The following is a 25,766-nucleotide window of genomic DNA, read 5'->3' on the forward strand; positions in this document are numbered from 1 at the left end:
CTACTGTTCGCCAAGAGCCGACCATGCAATTTTTATCCAATACCCACGGTTGCGAAGGCTGGGGCGGTGAAATGGCCCAGCGGATTCGCGCCTTCGACTGGTCATCGACCGAACTGGGCCCGATCGACAAGTGGCCTTGCAGCCTCAGCAGTACCGTGCAGATGCTGCTGGCTTCGCCCATGCCCATGGTGATGCTCTGGGGGCCGCTGGGGCGCATGATTTACAACGACAGCTATTCGGTGTTTGCCGGTGGCCGGCACCCTTACCTGCTGGGCACGCCTGTAGAGCTGGGCTGGCCGGAAGTGGCCGATTTCAATCGGCATGTGCTGGACACGTGCCTGGCCGGTGGCACCTTGTCCTATCGCAACTTTCCGCTGGAATTGCTGCGTCATGGTCAGCCGGAGGAAGTCTGGATGGATCTTACCTACAGCCCTGTGGCGGATGATCACCAGCAACCGGCCGGGGTTTTGGTGATCGTCACCGAGACCACCGAGCATGTAAAGTCCGAGCGCCTGCGCCAGGAGCTGACCCACAACCTGGAGCAACGCGTGGCCGCTGAGGTGCAGGCGCGCTCCGCCGCCGAAGAGCAATTGCGCCAATCACAGAAGCTTGAAGCCATTGGTGGCCTGACCGGCGGCGTAGCCCACGACTTCAATAATCTGCTGCAAGTGATCGCCGGCAACCTGTACCTGCTGGCCCGGCATGAGCCCGACAACCCTCAGGTTCAGCGGCGTATCACGGCGGCCATCGCCGCAGTGGATCGCGGCGCCAAATTGTCCTCGCAACTGTTGGCTTTCGCGCGCCGCCAACCGTTGTCTCCGGCTGTCTATAACCCGCAACGCATCTACGCCGGCCTTGGCGAGCTGCTGCAGCGTGCGCTGGGGGAAACCATTCATATCGACGTGCAACTACCCCAGGACTCCTGGTGCATCAACGTCGACCGCAACCAGCTGGAAAACGCGCTGCTCAACCTGGCGATCAACGCCCGTGACGCCATGAAGGGCGAAGGCGTAATTCGCATAACCGGTGAAAATATCATCCTCAACCCCAAGGAATGCGCGGGCAAAAGTATCAAGCCTGGCGAGTACGTGCGCCTGGCTGTCACGGATATCGGCGTGGGTATGCCAGCGGCCGTCCTGTCGCGGGTATTCGAGCCGTTTTTCACCACCAAGCGCGAGGGGCATGGCACCGGCCTGGGCTTGAGCATGGTGTTCGGTTTTGTTCGGCAAAGCGGCGGGCACGTTGAGCTGTGGAGCGAGGAGGGCAAGGGCACGGTGGTGCAAATGTATTTCCCGCGCAGCCTCGGTGAGGAGCACCCGGAAACCCACGACGCCGCCGTGCTTGAAACGGGTGGCCGCGAGACGATCCTGGTGGTTGAGGACAACGAAGACGTGCGCGTGACGGTGGTGGATTTGCTTGAACAGTCCGGCTACACCGTACTGACCGCCGAAGACGGCGACCGCGCCATGCAAACCTTGCAGAGCGGTGTGCAGCCGGACCTGATTTTCACCGACGTGGTGATGCCCGGGCGCGTCAAAAGCACCGACCTGGCCAACTGGGCCCGCGCGCAGGTGCCGCCGGTGGCAGTACTGTTCACCTCCGGCCACACCCGCGACATCCTTTCCAGCAATCACCTGCTGAGCCCCGACATTCATCTGCTGAGCAAGCCCTACAGCCCCGAAGCCCTTACGCAACGGGTGCGCAGCGTGCTTATCGCCCAACAAGGTTGCCCATGACTTCACAGCGCAACATCCCCCCGATCACTGCGCAGCGCCCAGGTTTTGTCCAAGTGCGCGGCGCTCGCGAACATAACCTGCGTAACGTCGATGTGGACATTCCCCGGGATGCCCTGGTGGTGTTCACCGGCGTGTCCGGTTCGGGTAAATCGTCGCTGGCGTTTTCCACGGTGTATGCCGAGGCCCAGCGGCGCTATTTCGAGTCTGTGGCGCCCTATGCACGGCGGCTGATCGACCAGGTGGGCGTGCCGGACGTGGACTCCATCGAAGGTCTGCCGCCCGCCGTGGCCTTGCAACAGCAGCGCGGGACGCCGAGTGCACGCTCCTCGGTGGGCAGCGTGACCACCTTGTCGAGCCTGATTCGCATGCTGTATTCGCGTGCCGGCAGCTATCCGCGTGGGCAGGCGATGCTGTATGCCGAGGATTTTTCACCGAACCTGCCTCAAGGCGCGTGCCCGCACTGCCATGGCCTGGGCCGTGTGTATGAAGTGACCGAGGCCCTGATGGTGCCGGACCCTTCGCTGACCATCCGCCAGCGCGCCGTGGCGTCCTGGCCCCTGGCCTGGCAAGGGCAGAACCTGCGCGACATCCTGGTGACCCTGGGCTATGACGTGGACATACCTTGGCGCGACCTGCCGAAAAAGCAACGCGACTGGATTCTGTTCACCGAAGAAACCCCCACCGTGCCGGTGTACGCAGGCTTCACCCCGGCGCAGACCCGTGATGCCCTGAAACGCAAGCTGGAGCCGAGCTACCAGGGCACGTTCAGCGGCGCACGGCGCTATATCCTGCACACCTTCACCCACACTCAAAGCGCGCTGATGAAAAAGCGTGTTTCGCAGTTTATGCAAGGCAGCGCCTGCCCGTTATGCGAGGGCAAGCGCCTGACCCGGGCGGCGTTGTCGGTAAAATTCGCCGGGCTGGATATCGGTGAGTTGTCGCAGCTGTCGCTGACCCAACTGGCCGAGGTGTTGCGGCCGGTGGCGGCGGGGGAGGACCGGATGAAGCTGTCCGTGGAAAAGCGCCTGGCCGCGCAACGCATCGCCCAGGATTTGCTTGAACGGGTCAGTACCTTGACCGAGTTGGGCCTGGGTTATCTGTCCCTGGAGCGCAGCACGCCGACGTTATCGTCCGGTGAGTTACAGCGCCTGCGCCTGGCCACGCAGTTGGGCTCGCAGTTGTTCGGGGTGATCTATGTGCTGGATGAACCATCGGCGGGCCTGCACCCGGCAGACGGCGAAGCATTGTTCACCGCGCTCGGGCGCTTGAAGGCGGCAGGCAATTCGTTGTTTGTGGTGGAGCACGACCTGGAAACCATGCGCCGCGCCGACTGGCTGATCGACGTGGGGCCGGCCGCTGGCGAGCATGGCGGGCAAGTGCTGTACAGCGGGCCGCCGGCGGGTCTGGCCAAGGTCGAGGCGTCGCAGACACGCGAATACCTGTTTGCCGAGCGGCGCCCGGCGAACCCGGCGCAACGCCAGCCCAGCGCCTGGCTGACACTGGAAGGTGTGACGCGCAATAACCTCAAGGGCTTGAATGTGGATTTCCCGCTGGGTTGCTTTACGGCGGTGACCGGTATTTCCGGTTCGGGCAAATCCAGCCTGGTCAGCCAGGCGCTGCTGGAGCTGGTGGCCGGCGGCCTCGGCAGCCGGGTAGACAGTGACGAAGAACCCAGCCTGGAAGACGACGCCCCGCAAACCAGTGGCGGGCGGATCAGCGGCGGGCTGGAACACATCCGTCGCCTGGTGCAGGTGGACCAGAAACCCATCGGCCGCACCCCGCGTTCCAATCTCGCGACTTACACCGGCCTGTTCGACAACGTGCGCAAACTGTTCGCGGCCACGCCGGCAGCGAAGAAACATCATTACGATGCCGGGCAGTTCTCCTTCAATGTCGCCAAGGGCCGCTGTCCGAACTGCGAAGGCGAGGGCTTTGTCAGCGTGGAATTGCTGTTTATGCCTAGCGTGTACGCGCCATGCCCGACCTGCCACGGCGCGCGTTACAACCCCGAGACCCTGGCGATCAAATGGCAGGGCCTGAGTATCGCGCAGGTGCTGGGGCTTACCGTGGAGCAAGCGGTAGCGGTGTTCGCCGAGCAGCCGGGCGTGTTGCGTTCGTTGCAGGTGCTGCGCGATATCGGCCTGGGTTACCTGCGGCTGGGCCAGCCGGCGACCGAACTGTCCGGCGGCGAGGCGCAGCGCATCAAACTCGCCACCGAGCTGCAACGCAATGCCCGAGGCGCCACCCTGTACGTGCTGGACGAGCCGACGACCGGGCTGCACCCACGGGATGTCGACCGCTTGCTCAGCCAGCTCAATCACTTGGTGGACGCGGGGCATACGGTGGTTGTGGTGGAGCATGAAATGCGCGTAGTGGCCCAGAGTGACTGGGTGATCGATATCGGGCCGGGCGCGGGGGACCTGGGTGGGAAAGTGGTGGCCAGCGGAACGCCGCAAAAGGTGGCCAAGAGCAAGGCAAGCCGCACGGCGCCGTTCCTTGCCCGAGAGCTGACCTGACGACCAACACCCATCAACTGTGGGAGCTGGCTTGCCTGCGATGGCGGTACATCAGTCAACGTAGTTTTGACTGACAGTCCGCCATCGCAGGCAAGCCAGCGCCTACCGTTTTATCCGTGTTTATTCAGGTCGATTTGCGCCTTGGCTTGCTTCACCACATTCTCCAGCGTAAACCCGAATTGCGCCTGCAGCTTGGCCAGCGGTGCCGATGCGCCAAAACTGCTCATCACCACTTTGGCGCCGGTCTGGCCGACATAGCGGTCCCAGCCCAGGGGGCATGCCTGTTCCACCACCACCCGGGCCTTCACGGCCGACGGCAATACGCTGTCGCGGTAAGCCGGGTCCTGGTCTTCAAACAATTCCCAGCTGGGCATGGACACGACCTGCGCGGCAATCCCCTCGGCTTTCAATTGTTCATAGGCGGCAACGGCGAGGCTGACTTCACTGCCGGTTGCCAACAGCAACACCTTGGGTGCGTCAGCACTGGCCAACACGTACGCACCCTTGGCCGCACCGGACGCCGCTGCATACTGCGTACGATCCAGTGTCGGCAACGGCTGGCGCGACAACACCACGCAACTTGGCCGATGGGTTTGTGCCAGGGCGACTTTCCACAGCTCCAGCGTCTCATTGGCATCGCCTGGGCGCAGGGTCAGCAGCCCCGGTGTGGCGCGCAGTTGGGTTAGATGCTCGATGGGCTGGTGTGTCGGGCCATCTTCACCTACGCCGATTGAATCGTGGGTAAACACGAATATCACCGGCAACTCCATGATGGCCGCCAGGCGGATCGGCGGTTTCATATAGTCGCTGAACACCAGGAATGTCGAGGTGTAGGGCCGCAGGTAGGACAGTGCCATGCCATTGGCAATCGCGCCCATGGCGTGTTCACGAATGCCGAAATGCAGATTGCGCCCACTGTAGTCGTCGGCGCTGAAACGCCCGGCGCCGTCAAAGGTGAGGTTGGTTTTGGTCGAGGGCGACAAGTCCGCCGAGCCGCCGAGCAGCCAGGGGATTTGCTGGGCAAACGCGTTCAGTACTTCCCCCCGGCAGCACGGCTGGCGACGCCCTTGGCATCGGTGTTGAAGCTGGGCAGGTCATCCTGCCAATGCTCCGGCATTTCCCCGGCGCGCATGCGCTGCAACTCGTCGGCCAGTTCCGGCTCGTATTGTTCCAGCTGCGACAGGTGTTGGTTCCATGCCTCATACAACGGTCGGCTGCGTTCCAGCAGCGCGTCCCGCAGTACCGTGCGCGCCTCATCGGGCACCAGGAAACTGGAATCTTCCGGCCAGCCGTACGCGGCTTTGGTCAGGCGAATTTCTTCATCGCCCAACGGCTCGCCATGGGCGGAGGCAGTGTTGTGCTTGTGCGGCGAACCGTAGCCGATCACGCTGTCGACCACGATCAGGGTCGGCGCGCCGGTGTTGGTCTTGAAGGTTTCCAGCGCTGCGCTCAGGGCTTGCAAGTCATTTGCATCGGTGACGTGCAAGGTATGCCAGCCATACGCCTCAAAGCGCTTGATCACGTCCTCACTGAACGCCAGCTCGGTGTGGCCCTCGATGCTGATGGTGTTGTTGTCGTAGATCCAGCACAGGTTATCCAGCTTCAAGTGCCCGGCCATCGACGCCGCTTCGCTGCTGATGCCTTCCATCATGTCGCCATCGCCGCACAGGGTATAGACGTTGTAGTCGAACAGCACCTTGCCCTCACGGTTGAAGCGCTTGCCCAGCCAGCGCTCAGCCATGGCCATGCCCACACTGTTGGCGCAGCCCTGGCCCAGCGGGCCGGTGGTGGTTTCCACGCCGGTGGTCATGCGGTACTCGGGATGGCCCGGCGTCTTGGAGCCCATCTGCCGGAACTGCTTGATATCGTCCAGGCTGATCGCCGGCTGCCCGGAGCGTTTGCCGTGGGCATCGATCTCGATCACACCCGCCAGGTGCAACAGCGAATACAGCAGCATCGACGCATGCCCCACCGACAACACAAAGCGGTCACGGTTGGGCCAGTCTGGGTGCTCCGGGTGGTAGCGCAAAAAGCGGCTCCACAGCGTATACCCCACCGGCGCCAGGCCCATGGGCGTACCTGGGTGGCCGGAATTGGCCTTCTGCACGGCGTCCATGGCCAGGGTGCGAATGGTGTTGATGCATTGGGTGTCGACAGCAGTGGCCGCGTGAGTCATGAAACCGGTCTCCCTCAGGGTGCGATCTACAGTGGAGGGCAGGGGGCGGCAAAGGTTTGATCCCATCCCCTGCCGTGCGACGAACGGGGATGGTTTGACCTCAAACATGACAAGACCCCTTGGAATGGGCTAGCTTCAGGGGTGTAGCCATTGATCAACTTGCGGAGGTACGTCATGCCGGTGAAACACGACCTGTATCAGGATTTGGGGTTGAGCAAGGAAGTCGTTCACGAACGCAGGGCGAGCGACAAACGTCTGGACTCGCTGCTCACCCGATACGACGCTGCCGATGGGGAGGTGCTGGAGGCGGAGTCGGCCAAAGCCAGCGATGAGGATGTGGAGAAGCTGAAGAAGAAGCGCTTGTTGGTCAAAGACGAGATTGTGGCGCGGCTGGGGTAGGGCGGCCAGTAGCCTGGCCGCGGTAATATTTATTCAGAATTGCCTGAGGGACAGCATTTACTTCAATGCTTATGATGCGACCCGCCCACCCGGCTCTGGGGACTGTTGCGGCGCAAGGATTGCGCCGGTGAGCCGGGGCGGGCGCTCTCGCTACTCAAGTGGGCCGAGCATGATTAAAGCGCCCGACTGAAAACGCTGAAAGCGGAACGTTTGGGCGCTGTCCAGTTGCAAGCCTGGCTAAAGCATCACCTATAGCTGGCGCGAATTTGAAACCGTGGCCTGAGCATGCCGATGCGAAATAAACTGAGTGCAGGTTGTTGGATTTTCCGATCAGGAATGACTCGTCCTTGCTCATGGTATAGAGACAGTTCTTAGCTTGAGTAGGTGAATGCTCAAGCTCCGGAAATAGTGACCCAACCGTCGCGACTATTTCGCTCAAATACCTTTTTTCGACGGGAACGCTGTCCCAGTCAGGAGCAGTGGGTGTTTGCTGGCGATTATGAAAACCTATTTTGACGCCGGGTTCATTGCTGACAATTGAGGGAACGCCATAAAGGAGGCCCCCGCCTTCGCACTCGTACAGAAATACGGGAAAGCGCTCCATTGAGAATAAAACTCCTGAAGCGATTTTTGGCGTGAACCAGTATACGGGCACCCGTCGTGGCTCCAGATAGTCTGAAAGCTCTGGCATGAGGCGGGTGGTTATCCAGGGGCCTGCTGTAACTATCACCGATCTCGCAAAATGAATACGCCCGCTTTGTGTGGTCACGCACACTCCCTCTGTATGGTTTTCGAGGCTGACGACCGTGTCGCCAAACTCCGTAATGGCTCCAGATCGAACGGCCTCATTCAGCATGCTCAATCTTGCGTCTCGAGCCGATAACGCATAGGCACCAGGCTCGTATACGGCTTGCATTCCATCTGGCACGTTGAACACCGGGAACGTTTTCCGGAGGGTTGATGAAGTCCATACCTTGTGTTCAATGTTGCCTGTCCTGGCGGTTTCAATGCTTCCTGCGACCATGCGGCTTGACTCCGGCCCGATGAAAATCCCTCCCGTGCGCATTAGCAGCTGTTCGTGCGTCACGTGTTCTAATTCATTCCATAATCGGTCTGCGTGGTTGAGCAACGGGAGATATTTTTCGCCTTCCCAATATGCACGTCGAAAGATTCTTGAGTTTCCCTGTGAGGACCCATAGCTATGAGAGGGGCCTGAGGCATCAATGCCCAAAACGCGAGAACAGAGGGGGGCGGCTCTCCATAAGGCTGCTGAGCCCATAATTCCAAGCCCAATCACAACAATGTCATAGATGTTTTTCATTGTATTTTTTTCTTGTTGGCCGTTGTGGATTTATGAGGTCGTAAATAATAAGGGTAATCAATAGGCCGGCTGTTGAAATAATTAAAGTTAATGAAGTATTGGATATTTCTTGTGTGCGTAGCAATAGCGCCAAAGTAAATAGTGTGAGGGGCAGCATGAACTGTATAAAGCCGGTTAAAGAAAGCGGTATTTTTCCGGTGGCGTATGAAAACATCAGTAAAGGGACGATGGACACCCCGCCCGCGAGCCAAATCAAATAACTTGATTGGGTAGGCAGTTCGGAAGGCCAGGCAACAGGGAGTTCAAATAGGGTCATCGCCAATGCCAGGCACGCGGTCAGAAATAGTGTTTCTATAAGTAAGCCGTTTATCGCATCTAAAGAGGTTGATTTTTTTATATAAGTGTAGGCGCCCCACGTCGAGGCAATGAGTAGATAGGTCAGGTGGTTCAGGTGTTTTGTAGATATTATCAATACGGCAATGGCGCCAAAGGCAACGGCGGTCGATACTGTTTTTCTTGCGACCATGGGCTCGCGGTAAACCACCGCGCCAAGTACGACCGAGATGAACGGCGCTAGCAGGTATCCAAGCCCACTCTCCAATAGGTATCCGTTAATTGACGCCCAGATAAAGGCTCCCCAGTTGATAGCGATGAGGATGGACGCAATGGAGTGCAGGCAGATGAGCTTTATTGTGTAATGCTTTATCTGGTTTGCACGTCGAAAAATGAGAATAAAAAAGGTCAGTATAAGCGCGGAAAGTACAACTCGATAAGCGACCAGTGTTGTGGATGAGATTTCACCCAGTGTACGCCAATAAAGCGATGAAATCCCCAGAAGAACGTTTGCCAATCCGGACAGGATGATTGAAAAATAGTCGGGGAGAAAACTGTTTTGCAGCGATCTCATGTGCGGTGCCACAGTGTGCTATGGGAAAATTCAATGATTTCATATGACCAATAAATATTTCCGCATTGATCGGTGGCGTAATCAGCTAGATCTTGCTTTGCTAGATTTTCGAACTCGTTTTTTAAGGAGTTGCTTAGCCGGTGCCAATCGTGTGTATAGTAAAGAAGTGGAAAGGTATGGCGCTCCACTAGTTTATATATTAATGGTGGGGTGTTTTTGTGTTTTTGATTGTATCTGTTCAATAGGTCATGTATTCCTATCAGGGAGTTGAGTCCTACGATTGCCCGTCCTCTGGGCGCGAGATATTTTGGAAGGTCTTCCAGAAAGCGACTAACTACCTCCTCGCCATAGAACATCGAAGAAATAGGCATTTGCCCAGACTGAGAGGGCATTTCCAACTTTTGAATAAGCGCGCTTGAGGGGGTCCGCCAACCAGGTGGGTTGAAGGTGATTGTTTGAAATTGTCTATCAGTGAAACTTTCGAACAAGTCGCTGACAGAAAAATTAATGGTGCCTTGTTCGAAATTTATACGTTCGTGGATTTTTGCCTGTGCAATAGACTCTTGGGAGATGTCGCTGGCATTCACGTCACTATTGCCAAGCCTACGCATTAACAACGCATGGACACCGCTGCCCGTTCCAATATCCAAAAAACTTTTATTTAAAGTTTCACGGGTGGCTGATTGCACCAGATAATTGCCAAGCCTAAGGCCTGCAAGACTGACTTTGAATACATTGGGTATGTTGATCAGTTTCAGGCTATGGCCTAGCCCAAAGTAGACTTTGTAGGTGTCGTCCGCGCTGTTCGCGTATTCATTCGTTAGATGATGTTTTCCAGCCATTCCGTGGTCGAGTAATCCGCGCATGTCTAAGACCTCCTTCCCAATTCTTCCGCACGTAGGCGAGCGTGTTTGAGACCGATCACAATAGTGGCCCGCACCTGTTTGCGATTAAAGAAATTAATTGCCTGCTCCGTGGTTCCTTTAGCCGTCATCACGTGTTCGCAAAGTCTCATGGGGGGCTCACGGTTTTTATCTAACAGGGCAGCCGTCCCTCGCAATAGTTGAGTGACCATTAACGTGGCGTCTGTTTTATCAAAGCCGGAAAGTAGAGCGTACTCTATGAGGGCGGCCGCAAAATATGAAATATAAGCAGGACCTCCGCCAATCAGCGCGGTGGCATCATCAATAAGTCGCTCATTTTCTATGCTGATAAACAGGCCGAGTCTCGAAAACAAGTCTCGAACTAGAATGTTGTTTTTCTGGGTGGCCTCAGGTGCGAAGATCAAAACGGTCACGCCTTGGCTAACGGCGCAGGGCAGGTTCGGCATTGCTCGGCATACTTGTGATACCTTCAGTCGGCTTATCAGTTCTGACAGGTTTATTCCTGCCATGACAGAGATAATTATCCCCGTGTAATATTCAAGCTGCGGGTTGTCTTTTGAAAATCGCCCAAAAGCTTGGGGTGGGATTGCTATTATTATGGCTTCTGAGGTTAATGGGTTGGGTAGGTGTTCTGTCGTTGATATGCCTGCATTGATTAATACATTCCGGCGAGTAATGTCCGGATCCACCATCTGTAACGCTATCGTTGGGCTGGATGCTTTTAGTCCCATGGCAATAGCACTGCCCATTGGGCCTGCACCAATAATCACGGCACTCTTTATTACTGTCATAGCACCTCCAGTTCGACAACAATGTCGTTGCGCGTCGGATGTGCATCAGCTTCGTGTCGAATTGGATTTATTTCAAACCATTGGTTTCTGAAAACCACGTAGTCCATTTCTGTTGGTTTATTCAGTGGGGTAACTGATCACGCCGCAGCTTGTTTTTGGAAGTTGAAAGAAGCCATCACCCGCTTTGTCTCTGGCGCAAGGATTGCGCCGGTGAGCCGGGGCGGGCACTCGGTTTTTAGGCCAGGTTTTTACACCAGCAGCGTTTTGATGCACTCATCCATTGAGCGCTGCTGCGTCTCGTCATACAGCTTCAGCTCATCAATCGTCTGGCGCCCCAGCGCTTGCTCGAATTCGGCCTGGTTCGAATTGGCCGCGTAGTGACTCTGCGCCGCATCCCCCAGGTTCGACTGAAAAATCCCCGCTGCGCTTACCGGCAGAAAATCTTCATACACCAAGGGTTCCACGTCCACGTGGCCGGCTGCGATCAGTGCCTGCAGTGTGCGTGGCTGATCGGTCTGGCCGCGTGCCGCCAGGCCCTTTTGCGTGGTGAAGTAGCGGAAGTAGGCCAGGCCCTGTTCGCGCATCTGCGTGTGGTTATCCGGGAAGGCCTGGAAGTGATGCTCCATCAATTGCATATAGCGCGTGGCGTTGCCTTCATTGGGGAAGGCGCCCAGTGCATCGCGAGCGGCGTTCAGCAGTTGGTCGTAGAGGGCGCGGCCCTTGGGGGTGAGGGCGACGCCGCGTTGTTCGATTTCGCCGAAGCGCGCACTGTGGCTGCCCTGGGCGTCGGTGAAGGCGATGGGCTCGTCGAGGGCCTTGAAGCTGGTCTGGCGCAGCAGGATCGGGCAATGGCGGCGGGGTGGCCCCTCGATTACGGCCTTGGGGGTGATGCCTTTGCCGGGCATGGCGGCCTGCACCTGGTCGATGTCCAGGGTGCGTGGCGTCAGGTGGTTGATATGCGGGCCCTTGAAGGCCACCACGTCGGCGATCAGGCGGTGCTGGTCGCTGAGCTGCTGGTACTGCGCGCCGGTGACGGTGGCGGTGTGATGCCAGCGAAAGGTTTCCAGGGCCTGGCGGATAAATTCCTCGGCATCCTGGGCGTCAAGGCCGTGGTCCTTTTCCGCTTTTTCGATCAGTGCAAGCGCGCCCGGGGTGAAGATCGAGCGCTTGGCCAAGGCGGTTTCGGCGAAGGCGCGTAGCTCCGGGTTTTCGATCAGTTCCAGACGCAGCAATGAGGTGAACACGCGAAACGGGCTGGTTTGCAGCGAGCGCTCATGCACGGCGCGAAAGGCGGTGGAATGCACCGGCACACCGGCCGGGGTCAGGTCGTAGTAGCCCACTGGTTGCATGCCCATCACCGCAAACAGGCGGCTGATGGTCGACAGTTCTGCAGCCGTGCCCAGGCGGATGGCGCCATGGCGTTCCATGTCCAGGCGCTGGATTTCGCCGGTGCGCTGCAGCTGTCGCGCCAGGGCAGGTTCAGCCTCGAGTACGCGGGTGTTGGTCTCGGCCACCAACTCCATCAGCGCGCCATACAACGGAACTTCATCTCGGTACATGTCGGACATGGCCTTGGAAAAGCCCTTGCGGATCTCATCGGGGCTGACATGTGCGGTGGTGTGCATAGAAAAATTCCTGATGGCTGGGGCGGTGATGGTGGCCTCTTTGCGGATTTTGTTGAGCGCCAGGCCAGCTTGCAAACGAAGATTCCTCTGGACTTCATTCTGCAAATGAATGAGATGACCTGAATATGACAAAAATCAGCCATCTGGAAATTTCATTTTTCGGGGTTTTTCCTAACTAATTCTTCACGGAGCAAGCCCCGGTCGGCATGAAAGAATCGTCACGTTCGCAAGGATGAAAACGTCGTTTCGCAGATCGCACACATAAAAATATGTTTAGGGGCCGTCGTTAATGAAAATTTCTACACTGGCGTTGTCAATCACCGCCGCCGTTCTTGCACAACAGGTTTACGCGGATGATTTTGGGCTCGGCGCTCTGGGCACGGGCAATGGTCACAGCGGTTTCCTTGAAGACAGCCATGCGGCTATCAGCTCGCGGACCATGTACTACAGCGCGGATAACCGCTCGGGGACCAACAACGATCTGCGCGAAGCCGCCACAGCGCTGCGTTTTGACTACAAGTCCGGCTACACCCAGGGCACTCTGGGCGTCGGTTTCGATGTCATGGCCTTCGGCGCCCTGCGCCTGGACGGTGGCGATGGCCACGCCGCGGGCCCTGGCCTGTCGGGCAACGGCAACAGCTTCTTTCCGACCAAGAACAACGGCACCGAACCTGCCGACTCCTTCGGGCGTGCAGCGGGCAACGTGAAATTCCGTATTTCCCAGACCGAGTTGCACGTGGGCGGTGGCTTGGCGCCGGTGTTGCCGATCCTGGTGTCCAACGACAGCCGCGTGGCGCCGCAGACCTTTGACGGTGGTATCCTCACCTCGAACGACATTCCCAACGTCACCTTCACCGGGGGTGAGCTGAACCGCGCCGAAGGCCGTGCCTCCAGCAACTCCACAGGGTTGAGCGTGGCCGGTGGCCTGCGTGACAGTGACAGCTTCAAGTTTGGTGGTGTGGACTACAAACCGTTTGGTTCTTCCGACAACGTGATCGCGAAAAACCTGACGTTGCAGTACTACTACGCCCAACTGCAAGACTTCTACAAACAGAACTACTTCGGCCTGGTCCACGTGCTGCCGCTGGGTAATGACCAGTCGTTCAAGACTGATCTGCGCTACTTCGACAGCTCCAGCGACGGCAAGAACGGTGAGAGCGGCTACCAGTTCAACAACAACGGCGGCTACGCCAAGCACGCCAACGAAGTGGACAACAAGACCTACAGTGCGGCCTTCACCTATCAGTTGGGTGGCAGTAGCCTGATGCTCGGCCACATCGGCGTGGGTGACGACGGCGGCTTTGTATGGGTGAATCAGGGCAGCCTGGCCGACCCGCATGCACAAGGCGCCGGCGGCAGCGACTTCTACCTGTTCACCGACGCCGTGGTCGGCCAGTTCTCCCGCGCGGGCGAGCAGGTCAATTTTGGCCAGTATTCGTATGACTTCAAGGCCTACGTCCCTGGCCTGAAGGCATCCGTGGCGTACCTGGATGGTTCGGACATCAAGTCGAAGGTGGCCGGCGGCCCTGACCAGAAAGAAAACGAAACCGACTTCCGTCTGGACTATGTAGTACAGGCCGGCCCTCTGAAGGGCTTCGGTACCACCTTGCGTACCGGTACCTACCACGGCAAAAACACCGGCACTGCCGATCAGGATCAAACCCGCCTGATCTTCAACTACACGTACGCCATCTTCTAAGTCTTCATGTGCAACGGGGCGCCATTGGGTTCTACACTGCTCGTCACCTGACAGGCGATGGAGGACCCAATGACGGCCACGCCCGACAACCGAATTCTTGAAACAATCGAAGGCCAGCGCCTGGCGACCCAAGGTGCCGAGCGCTGGCGCGAGTGGGGCCCCTATTTAAGTGAACGCCAATGGGGCACGGTGCGCGAAGACTACAGCGCCGATGGCGATGCCTGGGCTTACTTCCCGCATGAACATGCGCGCAGCCGCGCCTACCGCTGGGGCGAAGACGGTCTGGCCGGTTTCAGCGACAAGGCGCAACGCTGGTGCCTGGGCCTGGCCCTGTGGAACGAGCGCGATGCAATCATCAAGGAACGCCTGTTCGGCCTGAACAACGCCGAGGGCAACCACGGTGAGGACGTCAAGGAACTGTACTTTTTCGTCGACGGCGTACCGAGCCATGCCTACATGCGCATGCTCTACAAATACCCGCACGCGGCTTTTCCCTACACCGACCTGATCGCCGAAAATGCGCGACGCGGGCTGGGCGATGCCGAGTATGAAATCCTCGACACCGGTGTGTTTGAAGACAACCGCTATTGCGATGTCACTGTCGAATATGCCAAGCACCAGCCCGACGAGATCTTTATGCGCGTGACCGTGCACAATCGCTCGGATCAGCCGACGCGTCTGCAGCTGTTGCCGCAGCTGTGGGCGCGCAATGACTGGAGCTGGACCCATGACGCGCCCAAGCCGCAGTTGACGCTGGAGGGCGGGCGGGTGCTGGCGCGGCATCATGAGCTGGACGATCGGCATCTCAGCGCCTGGGGCCAAGATGGCGTGGAATGGCTGTTCTGCGAGAACGAAAGCAACTTTCCGTTGCTGGACGGCAACCCGGCGCCGGGGCCGTTCAAGGATGGGATCAACGATTACCTGGTGCAAGGCGCGGATACTGCGATTCGCCGCGACGCCGGCACCAAGGTCGCTGCGCGTTTCATCCTCGACCTGGCGGGCCTCGAAAGCCAAACCGTGTATGTGCGTTTTGCGCCCGTGACGGCGCCCGAAGTCAATGCGCGCAAGGTGTTCGAGCAACGTCGCCAGGAGGCGGATGACTTTTACGCCGCCCTGCAACATGGCTTGAAAGACGAGGATGCGCGCAATGTGCAGCGTCAGGCGTTGGCCGGGTTGCTGTGGTCCAAGCAGCTCTACTATTTTGACGTGAACCAGTGGCTCGACGGCGACCCGGCCCAACCCGCGCCGCCGCCTGAACGCCTGCACATCCGCAATACCCATTGGCGGCATTTGTCCAACTTCGACATCCTCTCCATGCCCGACACCTGGGAATACCCGTGGTACGCCTCTTGGGACCAGGGCTTTCAGGCCGTGGCCTTCGCGTTGATCGACCCCGGGTATGCCAAGCAACAGTTGTTGCTGCTGGTGAAGGACCGATTCATGCACCCCAACGGCCAGTTGCCGGCCTATGAGTGGCGTTTCGACGACGCCAACCCACCGGTGCATGCCTGGGCCAGCTGGCGGGTGTATCAGCAGGACAAGGCACTGACCGGTGTAGGCGATATGGATTTTCTTGAGAGAATCTTCCATAAGCTGCTGCTGAATTTTTCCTGGTGGGTCAACCGCAAGGATGCCGAAGGGCGCAACCTGTTCCAGGGCGGCTTCCTGGGCCTGGACAATATTGCCTTGTTCGACCGCTCGGCCACCCTGCCGCCGGGTTATCAACTGGATCAGGCCGACGGCACCGCGTGGGTCGCGGCGTATGCGCTGGACCTGATGCGTATCGGGCTGGAGTTGGCCAAACGTAATGCGGTCTACGTTGATATTGCCGTGAAATTTTTCGAGCACTTCCTGTATATCGCCGGCGCAATCAACCGTGTCGATGAGAGTGCCGAAGGCTTGTGGGATGAGCAGGACCTGTTTTTCTACGATGTACTGCACCGTCCCGACGGCCAGAACGAACCGGTGCGCCTGCGCTCCATCGTCGGGCTGATGCCGCTGTTTGCGGTGCTGGTGCTGGAACAGCGCGAGCATGAGGGCCTGGAGGGGTTGCGTGAGCGCCTGCTGGGGTTCATGCACCACCGGCCGGACCTGGCCAAGTTGGTGTCGCGCTGGAACGAACCCGGGCAGGGCAACCGCCTGCTGCTGGCGTTGCTGCGCGGTGAGCGCACCAAGGACTTGCTGCGGCGCATGCTCGATGACAGCGAGTTTCTCTCGGCGTTTGGCGTGCGCTCCTTGTCCAAAGCCTTCGCCGAGGAGCCACTGGCGCTGAAGATGAACGGCGACACCTTGTGCGCACGCTACCAGCCCGGCGAATCCGACTCGCGCTTGTACGGCGGCAACTCCAATTGGCGCGGGCCATTGTGGATGCCGGTGAACTACATGCTGATCGAGTCCCTGCGCGAATTTCACCGCTACTACGCGGACAACTTCTCGGTGGAGTACCCGACTGGCAGTGGATACCTGTCATCCCTGCAGGAAGTGGCCGACAGCCTGAGCCAGCGCCTGACCGGTTTGTTCCTGCGTGATGAAAATGGAGTGCGGCCTTCGATGGCGGGGTATGCGCAGTTGGAGGCCGACCCGGCCAGCCGCGATTTAGTGTTGTTCCATGAGTATTTCCATGGCGAGACCGGGCGAGGGCTGGGGGCTTCGCACCAGACGGGGTGGAGTGCGTTGGTGGCGTTGCTGCTGCAGCCCAAAACCTAAGCACAATCACCTGATGTGGGCGCTTGCTTGCCGGCGATAGGGGTCGATCAGCCAACTTTGATGCAGGCAGGGCCGACGTCATCGCAGGCAAGCCAGCTCCCACATTGATGCTGCGTTGATTTCGAAATTGTCGGCAAAAAAATCCCGCCTGAAAAGGCGGGATCGGAATTCAGGGTTACCCGTGAATCAGGAAGGGAACAGCTCGCTCAGCTTCATGGCCAGCATCATGTCGCCTTCGGTGCGCAGCTTGCCGCTCATGAAAGCCTGCATGCCGTCGGTCTCGCCGCTGACGATGCCTTCCATGGTTTCGCCGTCGGTGACCAGGGTCACTTGGGCGTCCGGGTTTTCGCCTTCCAGCAGTTCGCAGGTGTTGTTCTTGACCACCAGCGAGAAATTCTGGGTGTCGTCGATACGGAAACCGAATACCAGGTCCAGACCGTCGGCAGCGGCTGGGTTGAATTTGGCTTTCATTGCTTCTACAGCTTTGGCTACTTCAGTCATGGTTTCGATCCTTTAGGGTTGAGTCCAGTGACCTTTGGGTCACGGTTGGCCGCAGCTCATCGGAACGTGATGAGCTGCGGCGCCTTCAACAGTTGCAAGTGGGTATGGCTGTTGAAGGAAGCCAGTGCCACCTCGCGACCGCGGAATTTCAGCTGGTTGAGCGAGGTGTTAACAATTTGCCAGTTCAGTTCGAAAGCCTGCGCGGCAGGCATCCGGGTAATCAGGTGGAGCAGGGCGGTGATGGTGCCGCCGGAGGTGAATACGGCGATTTTCTGCGCGTTGTCCGCCGCTTCAAGAATACGTTGCAGGCCGCCCTGGACCCGTTCCACGAACCCCAGCCAGCTTTCCAGCCCCGGCGGGTCATAAGTGCCCGCCAGCCAGCGTTCGATGATCAACGCGAAGATGCGCTGGAACTCGCTGCGGTTTTGCGCGGCGTTGCGCAGGATATCCAGGGCATGCGGCTCGGTGGTGAGCAGGTCGGGGAGCAGGGCGCGGATGATCGCTTCGGCGTCGAATTCGTTGAACGCTGTGTCGATTTCCAATGGCGGAACTGCTAGCCCGAGGGCGCTGTACTGATCGAACGTGGTCGTGGCGGTGTGCTGCTGGCGACGCAAATCGCCCGAGACACAGCGGTCGAACGAGAGGCCCATGTCCGCCAGGTGGCGGCCGAGCACTTGCGCCTGTTCCACACCGATGGGCGACAGGACGTCATAGTCGTCTGCACCGAAGGAGGCCTGGCCATGTCGAATCAGATAAATGCTGCCCACGTCCGTTTCCCGGTACGTTGAAGGTCTGGCGAGGTTATGAGGATGCCGAAGAGCTGTCAATGAAAAAACATACGCTTGTTTTAAAAGCGCGTTGGAGACGCGCTGCTGGCGGTTTGATCACTGGCCCGAACGCAGTGCCGCCGGTATGCTGGGGCAATCCGCGCGTGGCGCACTGCACTTGTAAGGAGCAACATGGATTTTCTGGCTGAATACGCAAGCTTTTTGGCGAAGACCGTGACCCTGGTGGTCGCCATCCTGGTGGTGTTGATCAGTTTCGCCGCATTGCGCAGCAAAGGCCGTCGCAAATCCGCCGGGCAGTTGCAGGTCAGCAAGCTCAATGATTTCTACAAGGGGCTGCGTGAGCGCCTCGAGTCGAGTTTGCTCGACAAGGACCAGCTCAAGGCCCTGCGCAAATCCGAAAGCAAGACCGAGAAAAAGAACGGCAAAAAAGAAGCCGGAGGCCAAGCCGCGGGTGTTTGTGCTGGACTTCGATGGCGACATCAAAGCCTCGGCCACCGAGAGCCTGCGTCATGAAATCACCGCCTTGCTGAGCCTGGCCACACCCAAGGATGAAGTGGTGCTGCGCCTGGAAAGCGGCGGCGGCATGGTGCACAGCTATGGCCTGGCCTCGTCGCAACTGGCGCGTATCCGTCAGGCGGGCGTGCCGTTGACCGTATGCATCGACAAGGTGGCGGCCAGCGGCGGCTACATGATGGCGTGCATCGGCGAGAAAATTATCAGCGCACCGTTTGCCATCCTGGGTTCGATTGGCGTGGTGGCGCAGTTGCCCAACGTCAACCGTCTGCTGAAAAAGCACGATATCGACTTTGAAGTGCTGACCGCCGGTGAATACAAACGCACCCTCACGGTGTTTGGCGAAAACACCGAGAAGGGCCGCGAGAAGTTCCAGGAGGACCTGGATATCACCCATCAGCTGTTCAAGAACTTTGTGTCGCGCTATCGCCCACAACTGGCAATCGATGATGTGGCGACCGGGGAAGTGTGGCTGGGTGTTGCCGCGCTCGACAAGCAACTGGTCGACGAGCTGCAAACCAGCGACGAATACCTCGCCACCAAGGCCAAGACTGCCGAGGTGTTCCACCTGCACTATGCCGAGCGTAAAAGCCTGCAAGAGCGCGTGGGCCTGGCGGCCAGCGGTTCGGTGGACCGAGTGTTGCTGACTTGGTGGAGCCGGTTGACCCAGCAGCGGTTTTGGTAAGCCGGTCTGCAGAAGGGAGGTGATTCTTGTAGGGGGGTTGGCGTCCCCTACAGGCGTTGCCTTTTTCAAATGAGTGTTGTGTTGGTCCGGGGACAGATCTTGTAATAGTTTTGCGTTGTAGGAAATTTAGGTTTCGATTGTACGATTCAAGTCCTTTTCTAAGTGCAGGACTTGCATGAACGCCCTCTCGGAGCCTCCCAGTCGTCTTTCCCCAAGACATCCGCTGCCGCTGTTCCCGCTTAAGCACCCCGTATTCCGACTGCTAACCTTGACCCGGTCCACTGATCGCGCTGTGCCGTGTCCGGCATTCTGAAATCTATAAAGAGACTTTTTAAATGGAATGGTTAGCGGATCCAACGGCCTGGCTCGGCCTGTTGACCTTGATTGTGCTGGAACTGGTGCTGGGCATCGATAACCTGGTGTTTATCGCGATCCTGGCGGACAAGCTGCCGCCGGAGCAGCGCGACCGGGCGCGGTTGATCGGTTTGTCCCTGGCGCTGCTGATGCGCCTTGGCTTGCTGGCGAGTATTTCATGGCTCGTAACGCTCACGCAGCCGCTGTTCGAGGTGTTCGACAAGAGCTTCTCCGGCCGTGATCTGATCATGCTGTTTGGTGGTGTGTTCCTGCTGTTCAAGGCCACCATGGAATTGCATGAGCGCCTTGAGGGGCATGTGGCTCAGCGCACCGGCAATGTGGCGTATGCGATGTTCTGGCCAATCGTGGCGCAAATCGTGGTGCTCGACGCGGTGTTTTCCCTCGACGCGGTGATTACCGCCGTGGGCATGGTGGATGAGTTGGCTGTGATGATGATCGCGGTGATCGTGTCCATCGGCCTGATGATCGTGGCGAGCAAGCCGCTGACCCGCTTCGTCAATGCGCACCCGACGGTGATCATGCTGTGCCTGGGCTTTTTGATGATGATCGGTTTTGCCCTGACCGCCGAAGGCCTGGGTTTCCATATTCCGAAGGGTTACCTGTATGCGGCGATTGGTTTCTCGATCCTGATCGAAGTGTTTAACCAGATTGCCCGCTCCCGTCGCAAGAAATCCGCGCAAGGCGTGTTGCCGGTGCGTGAGCGTACTGCCCATGCGGTGATGCGTTTGCTCGGCGGTCGCAGCCTGGCGGTGGAAGAAGTGGATGAGGAGGTGGCGGACCTGCTGGGTGAGCCGGATGCCGCGCAAGGCCCGCTGTTCGACCGGCGCGAACGCGTGATGATCAGTGGTGTGCTGCAATTGGCCGAGCGGCCGATTCGCAGCTTGATGACCCCGCGGGCCAAGGTGGACTGCATTGATCTGGCGGACGATCCCGACACTATCCGCCTGAAGTTGATGCATTCGTCCTACTCACGGCTGCCGTTGATCCGCAACGGTGCTGTGGATGAGCCATTAGGCTTTGTGCACAAGAAAGAGCTGCTCAAGGAGTACCTGTCCGGCAACGAGCCGAACCTGGAACACCTGGCGCGCCGAGCGATCAACCTGCTGGAGAGTTTTTCGATCCTCAACGCCCTGGAGCAAATGCGCCAGGAGTCGACCCATATCGCGTTCGTGATCAACGAGTTTGGCGATTTCATGGGCGTGTTGAGCATGACCGATATCCTCGAATCCATCGCCGGTGAATTGCCGGATGCCAGCGAGATCGAAGGGCCGGATATTGTCGAGCAGGGCCGGGGCTTTCGCGCCAATGGTGCGCTGAACCTGAACCTGGTTCGCCAGCGTACCGGCTTCAAGGCTGCCGCGACCGAGGACTACCAGACCCTGGCGGGCCTGGTGATGAGCCTGTTGGATCGCTTGCCGGTGGTCGGCGACAGCCTTGAGCATGAAGGCTGGCGCCTTAGCGTGGCGGTAGTGGAGGAGCGGCGGGTGACGCAGGTGGTGTTGGAGCCGTCAGCGCATACTCGCTGAATACATCCTCCAGGAGCTCTTCCTGTTCTTGCGGTGAACCAATGCCCTTGAGGTTTTCAACCTCCAGGGCATTTTTGTACACCACCAGTGTAGGCGTTCCGTCTACCCCTTGGATCTTGGGGGTTTGGGTGGTATCCACAAGCAGGGTTTTCACGCGACCGGCATACTTTTCGGCAATGCGATTAAAGCGTGGGCCGGCCCTCAGGCACGCCTCACAGTAAGGGGAAGTAAACAACGCGATGACCAGCGGATACTCGTTCAGGATCCGTTGATATTCGGTCACGTCATGAATAACGGTGTTTGCAGCGCCCATGATGATCTCCTTGAACATTAGGCCAATGGGTTCTGCTGGGTACGCTAAATGGCGAGATCCTCACCGTCTACTGTCAACCTTCACAGGTAGTCAGGCTTACACGTCGTCCTTTCGCTCCACACGTTCGCGGGCCTTGCGCGCCTGACTCGCGCATTTCTTGTATTCCTCATTGTCCCGGGCCGCCTTGGCCCGGCGATAGCCATGGTGATTTTCGCTCGTGTAGTTGGTGCTGAAGGCTTCCTTGAGCTTTTGCAGTTCCTCTTTGCATTCGCGGCGATCATTACTGGCCGAGGCACTGCCGGCCGCCAGTAGGCCGAGCAACATAAGGGTAAGACTGAATTTCATCAGGGCAAGGTCCTTGTCTGCAGGGATCTGCCAAGGCTAGTCCACCCTCGACATTCTGCCAAAGCCAATCCACACACCCCAACGCTTATGTGGCGAGCGGGCTTGCCCGCGTTGGGTCGCGTAGCGCCCCAAAAATGGGCCTGCTACGCAGTCCAACGCGGGCAAGCCCGCTCGCCACGGGGAGGGTGTACCCACGCACTCCGGTAGTGCGCGGTAACGGCGTATGAGGCGCTAAGTAGCAAAGTGATTTCAGCTGCTGGCACAGCGCCTTATCCCATTAAGATTTTATCTATCTGATTTAAAACAGCTTTATCCCTGTCGTAGTGTTCTGTTACTGCGTGTGGCACACTTTCTGCTGTCTATTCCGTTGTTACATACTAAGTTCCGGTATAGCGGAATACACAACTCCTGGAGTGCTTGTCATGCATCACCGACCTTCCGTGTTTAAAGCGTGTGTTTTTCTCTTCGCCGCATCGGCTTCCCTCGCCAGCATCGTGCAGGCGGCGGACAGCAAGCTCGATGATGTGCTCAAGCGTGGGCACCTGATCGTGGGTACAGGCAGTACCAATGCGCCGTGGCACTTCCAGGGAGCGGATGGCAAGTTGCAGGGTTTTGATATCGACATCGGCCGCATTGTGGCCAAGGGCTTGTTCAACGACCCCAGCAAGGTCGAGTTTGTGGTGCAGTCGTCCGACGCACGTATTCCCAACCTGCTGACCGACAAGGTCGACATGAGTTGCCAGTTCATCACCGTCACCGCCAGCCGCGCACAGCAAGTCGCCTTTACCCTGCCGTACTACCGCGAAGGCGTGGGCCTGCTGTTGCCGAACAACAGCAAGTACAAAGAGATTGAAGACCTGCAAGCCGCCGGCGACGGCGTCACCGTGGCCGTGCTGCAAAACGTCTACGCCGAAGAGCTGGTGCACCAGGCGCTGCCCAAGGCCAAGGTCGACCAGTACGACAGCGTCGACCTGATGTACCAGGCCGTGAACTCAGGGCGTGCCGATGCCGCCGCCACCGACCAGTCCTCGGTCAAGTACCTGATGGTGCAGAACCCAGGCCGCTACCGCAGCCCGGCCTACGCCTGGAGCCCGCAAACCTATGCCTGCGCCGTCAAGCGTGGCGACCAGGACTGGCTGAACTTCGTCAACACCGCGCTGCATGAAGCCATGACCGGTGTGGAGTTCCCGACCTACAAGGCCTCGTTCAAACAGTGGTTCGGTGTGGATCTGCCAGAGCCTGCGATTGGTTTCCCTGTTGAATTCAAGTGATTCGGAAAAACCGGGGGCGCCGCCAAGGCGCCCCATTTAGGTACTGCTGACCATGAACTATCAGTTGAACTTTGCCGCCGTCTGGCGCGACTTCCCCAGTTTGCTGGCGGGGCTCGGCCTGGGCCTTGAGCTGGCGCTGCTGTCGATCGCCATCGGCTGCGTGATCGGCCTGCTGATGGCCTTTGCCATGCTGTCCAGGCACCGTGCGTTGCGCATTCTGGCGTCGGTATATGTGACGGTTGTGCGCAATACGCCGATCCTGGTGCTGATCCTGTTGATCTACTTTGCGTTGCCCAGCCTGGGCATCCGCCTGGACAAGATCCCCTCGTTCATCATCACCTTGTCGCTGTACGCCGGTGCCTACCTGACCGAAGTGTTCCGCGCGGGGCTGCTGAATATTCCCAAGGGTTTGCGCGAAGCCGGGTTGGCCATCGGCCTTGGCGAGTGGCGTATCCGCGCCTACATCACCGTGCCGGTGATGCTGCGTAACGTGTTGCCTGCGCTGTCGAACAATTTTATTTCGCTGTTCAAGGACACCTCGTTGGCGGCGGCGATTGCCGTGCCGGAGCTGACCTATTACGCCCGCAAGATCAACGTCGAAAGCTACCGGGTGATTGAAACCTGGTTGGTCACGACTGCGCTCTATGTGGCTGCCTGTTACCTCATTGCCATGCTGCTCCGTTACCTGGAACAGCGTTTGGCGATCCGTCGTTAAGGAAGGTTTCCATGTACGAATCCCCCAGCTGGCTGCATGAGTTGTGGATCGCCCGGGACACCCTCTGGGCGGGGTTTCAGGCCAGTGTCTATGTGTCGGCCCTGGCGATTATCTTTGGCACGCTGATCGGTATCGTCGCCGGGTTGATCCTGACGTACGGCAAGTTCTGGATGCGTGCGCCGTTCCGGTTGTACGTCGACCTGATCCGTGGCACCCCGGTGTTTGTGCTGGTACTGGCGTGTTTCTACATGCTGCCGGCGCTGGGTTGGCAGATCACCGCGTTCCAGGCCGGTGCGGTCGGGCTCACGTTGTTCTGCGGCTCCCACGTGTCGGAAATCGTGCGCGGCGCGCTGCAAGCCATCCCCCGTGGGCAACTGGAAGCGGGCAAGGCGATTGGCCTGACGTTCTACCAGTCCCTGGGCTACGTGCTGTTGCCGCAGGCGCTGCGCCAGATTCTGCCGACCTGGGTCAACTCCTCCACGGAAATCGTCAAGGCCTCGACTTTGCTCTCGGTGATCGGCGTGGCCGAGTTGCTGCTGAGCACCCAGCAAGTCATCGCACGTACCTTCATGACCCTGGAGTTCTACCTGTTCGCCGGGTTTCTGTTCTTTGTCATCAACTACGCCATCGAGTTATTCGGGCGCTACATTGAAAAGCGGGTGGCCTTGCCATGAACCAACCTCAAACCAACCAACCGCTGCTGAACATTCGCGGCCTGCGTAAACAATACGGCCAGGTCGAAGTGCTCAAGGGCGTCGACCTGTCCATGCAGCGCGGCAACGTGGTGACGTTGATCGGCTCAAGCGGCTCGGGCAAGACCACGCTGTTGCGCTGCGTCAACCTGCTGGAAGAGTTCCAGGGCGGGCAGATCACCCTGGACGGCGAGTCCATCGGCTACAGCGAGATCGCCGGCAAGCGCGTGCGCCACCCCGAGCGGGTGATCGCCCAGCATCGCGCAATGACCGGTATGGCATTCCAGCAATTCAACCTGTTCCCGCACCTCACCGCTTTGCAAAACGTCACCCTTGGCTTGCTCAAGGTCAAGAAGATGGGCAAGGACGAAGCCGTGGCCCTGGCCGAAAAATGGCTGGAGCGCGTCGGCCTGCTGGAGCGGCGCAATCACTTTCCCGGCCAGTTATCCGGCGGCCAGCAGCAGCGCGTGGCGATTGCCCGCGCCATTGCGATGAACCCCAGCCTGATGCTGTTCGACGAAGTGACCTCGGCCCTCGACCCCGAGCTGGTGGGTGAGGTGCTCAGCGTGATCAAGGGCTTGGCGGAAGAGGGCATGACCATGTTGCTGGTCACCCACGAAATGCGCTTTGCCTATGAAGTCTCGGACAAGATCGTCTTCATGAACCAGGGGCGGATTGAAGAGCAGGGCACCTCGAAGGACATTTTCGAACGCCCGCAATCGCCGCGCCTGGCGGAATTTTTGAAGAACATTCGTTTTTAATCAGGAGCATTTTTATGAGCATTACTCGTTACGGCACCGGCAGCACCGCCGGCGGTGGCCAGCCCCGTCCCTTTGCCCGCGCCGTGGAAGCGGACGGTTGGCTGTACGTTTCAGGCCAAGTGCCGGCGGTGGACGGCGAAATCATCACCGGCGGGATCATCGAGCAAACCCGGCAGACTATGCGCAATGTGGTGGCGATCCTCGAAGAAGCCGGCTACGAGCTCAAAGACGTAGTGCGCGTTGGCGTATGGCTGGAAGACCCGCGGGACTTCTGGAGTTTCAACAAAGTCTTCGGCGAATACTTCACCCCGGAACACGCCCCGGCGCGGGCCTGTGTGCAGGCCAATATGATGGTCGATTGCAAGGTGGAGATCGATTGCGTGGCGTACAAGAAAAAAGGCTAAATGCCCCACTCTTGAGACCACTGAAAATCCAATGTGGGAGCGGGCTTGCTCGCGAATGCGGTGTGTCATTAAACGCACCTGTAACTGACCCACCGCATTCGCGAGCAAGCCCGCTCC

At 58.7% G+C, this 25,766-nt stretch carries 21 protein-coding genes and 2 pseudogenes; 13 read left to right on the plus strand and 10 right to left on the minus strand.

The window, feature by feature from the left end; translation table 11 throughout:
* The first annotated feature begins 23 nt into the window (after positions 1-23).
* Together LRS56_09350 and uvrA are read left to right on the plus strand one after the other, a co-directional pair.
* Positions 24-1,736, plus strand: coding sequence for an ATP-binding protein (locus tag LRS56_09350; GenBank protein ID WDU64644.1), 1,713 nt, complete (start codon positions 24-26; stop codon positions 1,734-1,736).
* Positions 1,733-4,252 (plus strand): excinuclease ABC subunit UvrA, encoded by a 2,520-nt coding sequence (uvrA, locus tag LRS56_09355; GenBank protein WDU64645.1) that lies wholly within the window; start codon positions 1,733-1,735, stop codon positions 4,250-4,252. Before LRS56_09350 ends, uvrA begins: the two co-directional genes overlap by 4 nt.
* Before the next feature lie 110 nt (positions 4,253-4,362).
* On the opposite strand, the pseudogene tkt reads toward uvrA, so the two are convergent.
* A pseudogene (gene tkt, locus LRS56_09360) lies at positions 4,363-6,428 on the minus strand (transketolase).
* A 174-nt stretch (positions 6,429-6,602) separates the two neighbouring features.
* Here tkt and LRS56_09365 point away from each other — a divergent pair.
* Entirely contained in the window at positions 6,603-6,827 is a 225-nt protein-coding gene (locus LRS56_09365) for a DUF465 domain-containing protein (GenBank protein WDU64646.1), read from the plus strand.
* A 154-nt stretch (positions 6,828-6,981) separates the two neighbouring features.
* Here the strand turns inward: LRS56_09365 and solA are convergent, their stop codons facing one another.
* The 5 genes from solA to LRS56_09390 all read right to left on the minus strand — a co-directional run bounded on the left by solA (position 6,982) and on the right by LRS56_09390 (position 12,355).
* Positions 6,982-8,148 (minus strand): N-methyl-L-tryptophan oxidase, encoded by a 1,167-nt coding sequence (gene solA / locus LRS56_09370; GenBank protein ID WDU64647.1) that lies wholly within the window; start codon positions 8,146-8,148, stop codon positions 6,982-6,984.
* Positions 8,132-9,055, minus strand: a complete 924-nt coding sequence (locus LRS56_09375) for a hypothetical protein (protein WDU64648.1) — start codon at positions 9,053-9,055, stop codon at positions 8,132-8,134. The genes solA and LRS56_09375 overlap by 17 nt, the downstream gene beginning before the upstream one ends.
* A complete protein-coding gene (locus LRS56_09380) occupies positions 9,052-9,921 on the minus strand; it encodes a methyltransferase (GenBank protein ID WDU64649.1) in 870 nt (289 codons plus the stop codon). The genes LRS56_09375 and LRS56_09380 overlap by 4 nt, the downstream gene beginning before the upstream one ends.
* Positions 9,922-9,923: 2 nt before the next feature.
* On the minus strand, positions 9,924-10,730 hold the full coding sequence (locus LRS56_09385; protein WDU64650.1) for a hypothetical protein: 807 nt from the start codon (positions 10,728-10,730) through the stop codon (positions 9,924-9,926).
* Between the two features lie 248 nt (positions 10,731-10,978).
* The gene (locus tag LRS56_09390) at positions 10,979-12,355 is read right to left on the minus strand and encodes a VOC family protein (GenBank protein ID WDU64651.1); all 1,377 of its coding nucleotides are present in this window, start codon (positions 12,353-12,355) and stop codon (positions 10,979-10,981) included.
* Between LRS56_09390 and LRS56_09395 the strand changes: the two genes are divergently transcribed.
* From LRS56_09395 to LRS56_09405, 3 genes are all read left to right on the plus strand, one after another.
* Positions 12,350-12,478, plus strand: coding sequence for a hypothetical protein (locus LRS56_09395; protein ID WDU64652.1), 129 nt, complete (start codon positions 12,350-12,352; stop codon positions 12,476-12,478). The genes LRS56_09390 and LRS56_09395 overlap by 6 nt on opposite strands.
* A gap of 166 nt (positions 12,479-12,644) precedes the next feature.
* Positions 12,645-14,054 (plus strand): OprD family outer membrane porin, encoded by a 1,410-nt coding sequence (locus tag LRS56_09400; protein WDU64653.1) that lies wholly within the window; start codon positions 12,645-12,647, stop codon positions 14,052-14,054.
* 69 nt (positions 14,055-14,123) lie between these two features.
* Positions 14,124-16,760, plus strand: coding sequence for a glucosidase (locus LRS56_09405; protein ID WDU64654.1), 2,637 nt, complete (start codon positions 14,124-14,126; stop codon positions 16,758-16,760).
* A gap of 186 nt (positions 16,761-16,946) precedes the next feature.
* Here LRS56_09405 and LRS56_09410 read toward each other — a convergent pair whose 3' ends face one another.
* Together LRS56_09410 and LRS56_09415 are read right to left on the minus strand one after the other, a co-directional pair.
* Entirely contained in the window at positions 16,947-17,261 is a 315-nt protein-coding gene (locus LRS56_09410) for an SCP2 sterol-binding domain-containing protein (GenBank protein WDU64655.1), read from the minus strand.
* 56 nt (positions 17,262-17,317) lie between these two features.
* Complete coding sequence (locus LRS56_09415) at positions 17,318-18,028, minus strand: histidine phosphatase family protein (protein ID WDU64656.1); 711 nt, start codon at positions 18,026-18,028, stop codon at positions 17,318-17,320.
* 192 nt (positions 18,029-18,220) lie between these two features.
* On the opposite strand from LRS56_09415, the pseudogene sohB reads away from it, so the two are divergent.
* Together sohB and LRS56_09425 are read left to right on the plus strand one after the other, a co-directional pair.
* Positions 18,221-19,247 (plus strand): annotated as a pseudogene (gene sohB, locus LRS56_09420) (protease SohB).
* Between the two features lie 335 nt (positions 19,248-19,582).
* The gene (locus tag LRS56_09425) at positions 19,583-21,148 is read left to right on the plus strand and encodes a TerC family protein (GenBank protein WDU64657.1); all 1,566 of its coding nucleotides are present in this window, start codon (positions 19,583-19,585) and stop codon (positions 21,146-21,148) included.
* Here the strand turns inward: LRS56_09425 and LRS56_09430 are convergent.
* Together LRS56_09430 and LRS56_09435 are read right to left on the minus strand one after the other, a co-directional pair.
* Complete coding sequence (locus LRS56_09430) at positions 21,078-21,461, minus strand: thioredoxin family protein (GenBank protein ID WDU64658.1); 384 nt, start codon at positions 21,459-21,461, stop codon at positions 21,078-21,080. The genes LRS56_09425 and LRS56_09430 overlap by 71 nt on opposite strands.
* 96 nt (positions 21,462-21,557) lie before the next feature.
* A complete protein-coding gene (locus LRS56_09435) occupies positions 21,558-21,806 on the minus strand; it encodes a hypothetical protein (GenBank protein ID WDU64659.1) in 249 nt (82 codons plus the stop codon).
* A 422-nt stretch (positions 21,807-22,228) separates the two neighbouring features.
* Between LRS56_09435 and LRS56_09440 the strand changes: the two genes are divergently transcribed.
* Genes LRS56_09440 through LRS56_09460 form a run of 5 tightly spaced genes read left to right on the plus strand, consistent with a single transcriptional unit; the run spans position 22,229 to position 25,649 of the window.
* Positions 22,229-23,077 (plus strand): transporter substrate-binding domain-containing protein, encoded by an 849-nt coding sequence (locus tag LRS56_09440; protein WDU64660.1) that lies wholly within the window; start codon positions 22,229-22,231, stop codon positions 23,075-23,077.
* Positions 23,078-23,129: 52 nt separating this feature from the next.
* Complete coding sequence (locus LRS56_09445; GenBank protein WDU64661.1) at positions 23,130-23,792, plus strand: amino acid ABC transporter permease; 663 nt, start codon at positions 23,130-23,132, stop codon at positions 23,790-23,792.
* 11 nt (positions 23,793-23,803) lie between these two features.
* A complete protein-coding gene (locus LRS56_09450) occupies positions 23,804-24,466 on the plus strand; it encodes an amino acid ABC transporter permease (GenBank protein WDU64662.1) in 663 nt (220 codons plus the stop codon).
* Positions 24,463-25,245 (plus strand): amino acid ABC transporter ATP-binding protein, encoded by a 783-nt coding sequence (locus LRS56_09455; protein ID WDU64663.1) that lies wholly within the window; start codon positions 24,463-24,465, stop codon positions 25,243-25,245. Before LRS56_09450 ends, LRS56_09455 begins: the two co-directional genes overlap by 4 nt.
* A gap of 14 nt (positions 25,246-25,259) precedes the next feature.
* Positions 25,260-25,649 (plus strand): RidA family protein, encoded by a 390-nt coding sequence (locus tag LRS56_09460; GenBank protein WDU64664.1) that lies wholly within the window; start codon positions 25,260-25,262, stop codon positions 25,647-25,649.
* Positions 25,650-25,766 lie beyond the last annotated feature (117 nt).

This window comes from Pseudomonas poae (genome assembly GCA_028869255.1).
Classification (GTDB): Bacteria; Pseudomonadota; Gammaproteobacteria; order Pseudomonadales; family Pseudomonadaceae; genus Aquipseudomonas; species Aquipseudomonas poae_C.

Excerpts from the sequence above, each read along its gene's own strand:
- LRS56_09350 (WDU64644.1), top strand. The coding sequence starts at position 24 with ATGCAATTTTTATCCAATACCCACGGTTGCGAAGGCTGGGGCGGTGAA.
- uvrA (WDU64645.1), top strand. The coding sequence starts at position 1,733 with ATGACTTCACAGCGCAACATCCCCCCGATCACTGCGCAGCGCCCAGGT.
- LRS56_09365 (WDU64646.1), top strand. The coding sequence starts at position 6,603 with ATGCCGGTGAAACACGACCTGTATCAGGATTTGGGGTTGAGCAAGGAA.
- solA (WDU64647.1), bottom strand. The coding sequence starts at position 8,148 with ATGAAAAACATCTATGACATTGTTGTGATTGGGCTTGGAATTATGGGC.
- LRS56_09375 (WDU64648.1), bottom strand. The coding sequence starts at position 9,055 with ATGAGATCGCTGCAAAACAGTTTTCTCCCCGACTATTTTTCAATCATC.
- LRS56_09380 (WDU64649.1), bottom strand. The coding sequence starts at position 9,921 with ATGCGCGGATTACTCGACCACGGAATGGCTGGAAAACATCATCTAACG.
- LRS56_09385 (WDU64650.1), bottom strand. The coding sequence starts at position 10,730 with ATGACAGTAATAAAGAGTGCCGTGATTATTGGTGCAGGCCCAATGGGC.
- LRS56_09390 (WDU64651.1), bottom strand. The coding sequence starts at position 12,355 with ATGCACACCACCGCACATGTCAGCCCCGATGAGATCCGCAAGGGCTTT.
- LRS56_09400 (WDU64653.1), top strand. The coding sequence starts at position 12,645 with ATGAAAATTTCTACACTGGCGTTGTCAATCACCGCCGCCGTTCTTGCA.
- LRS56_09405 (WDU64654.1), top strand. The coding sequence starts at position 14,124 with ATGACGGCCACGCCCGACAACCGAATTCTTGAAACAATCGAAGGCCAG.
- LRS56_09410 (WDU64655.1), bottom strand. The coding sequence starts at position 17,261 with ATGACTGAAGTAGCCAAAGCTGTAGAAGCAATGAAAGCCAAATTCAAC.
- LRS56_09425 (WDU64657.1), top strand. The coding sequence starts at position 19,583 with ATGGAATGGTTAGCGGATCCAACGGCCTGGCTCGGCCTGTTGACCTTG.
- LRS56_09430 (WDU64658.1), bottom strand. The coding sequence starts at position 21,461 with ATGGGCGCTGCAAACACCGTTATTCATGACGTGACCGAATATCAACGG.
- LRS56_09435 (WDU64659.1), bottom strand. The coding sequence starts at position 21,806 with ATGAAATTCAGTCTTACCCTTATGTTGCTCGGCCTACTGGCGGCCGGC.
- LRS56_09440 (WDU64660.1), top strand. The coding sequence starts at position 22,229 with ATGCATCACCGACCTTCCGTGTTTAAAGCGTGTGTTTTTCTCTTCGCC.
- LRS56_09445 (WDU64661.1), top strand. The coding sequence starts at position 23,130 with ATGAACTATCAGTTGAACTTTGCCGCCGTCTGGCGCGACTTCCCCAGT.
- LRS56_09450 (WDU64662.1), top strand. The coding sequence starts at position 23,804 with ATGTACGAATCCCCCAGCTGGCTGCATGAGTTGTGGATCGCCCGGGAC.
- LRS56_09455 (WDU64663.1), top strand. The coding sequence starts at position 24,463 with ATGAACCAACCTCAAACCAACCAACCGCTGCTGAACATTCGCGGCCTG.
- LRS56_09460 (WDU64664.1), top strand. The coding sequence starts at position 25,260 with ATGAGCATTACTCGTTACGGCACCGGCAGCACCGCCGGCGGTGGCCAG.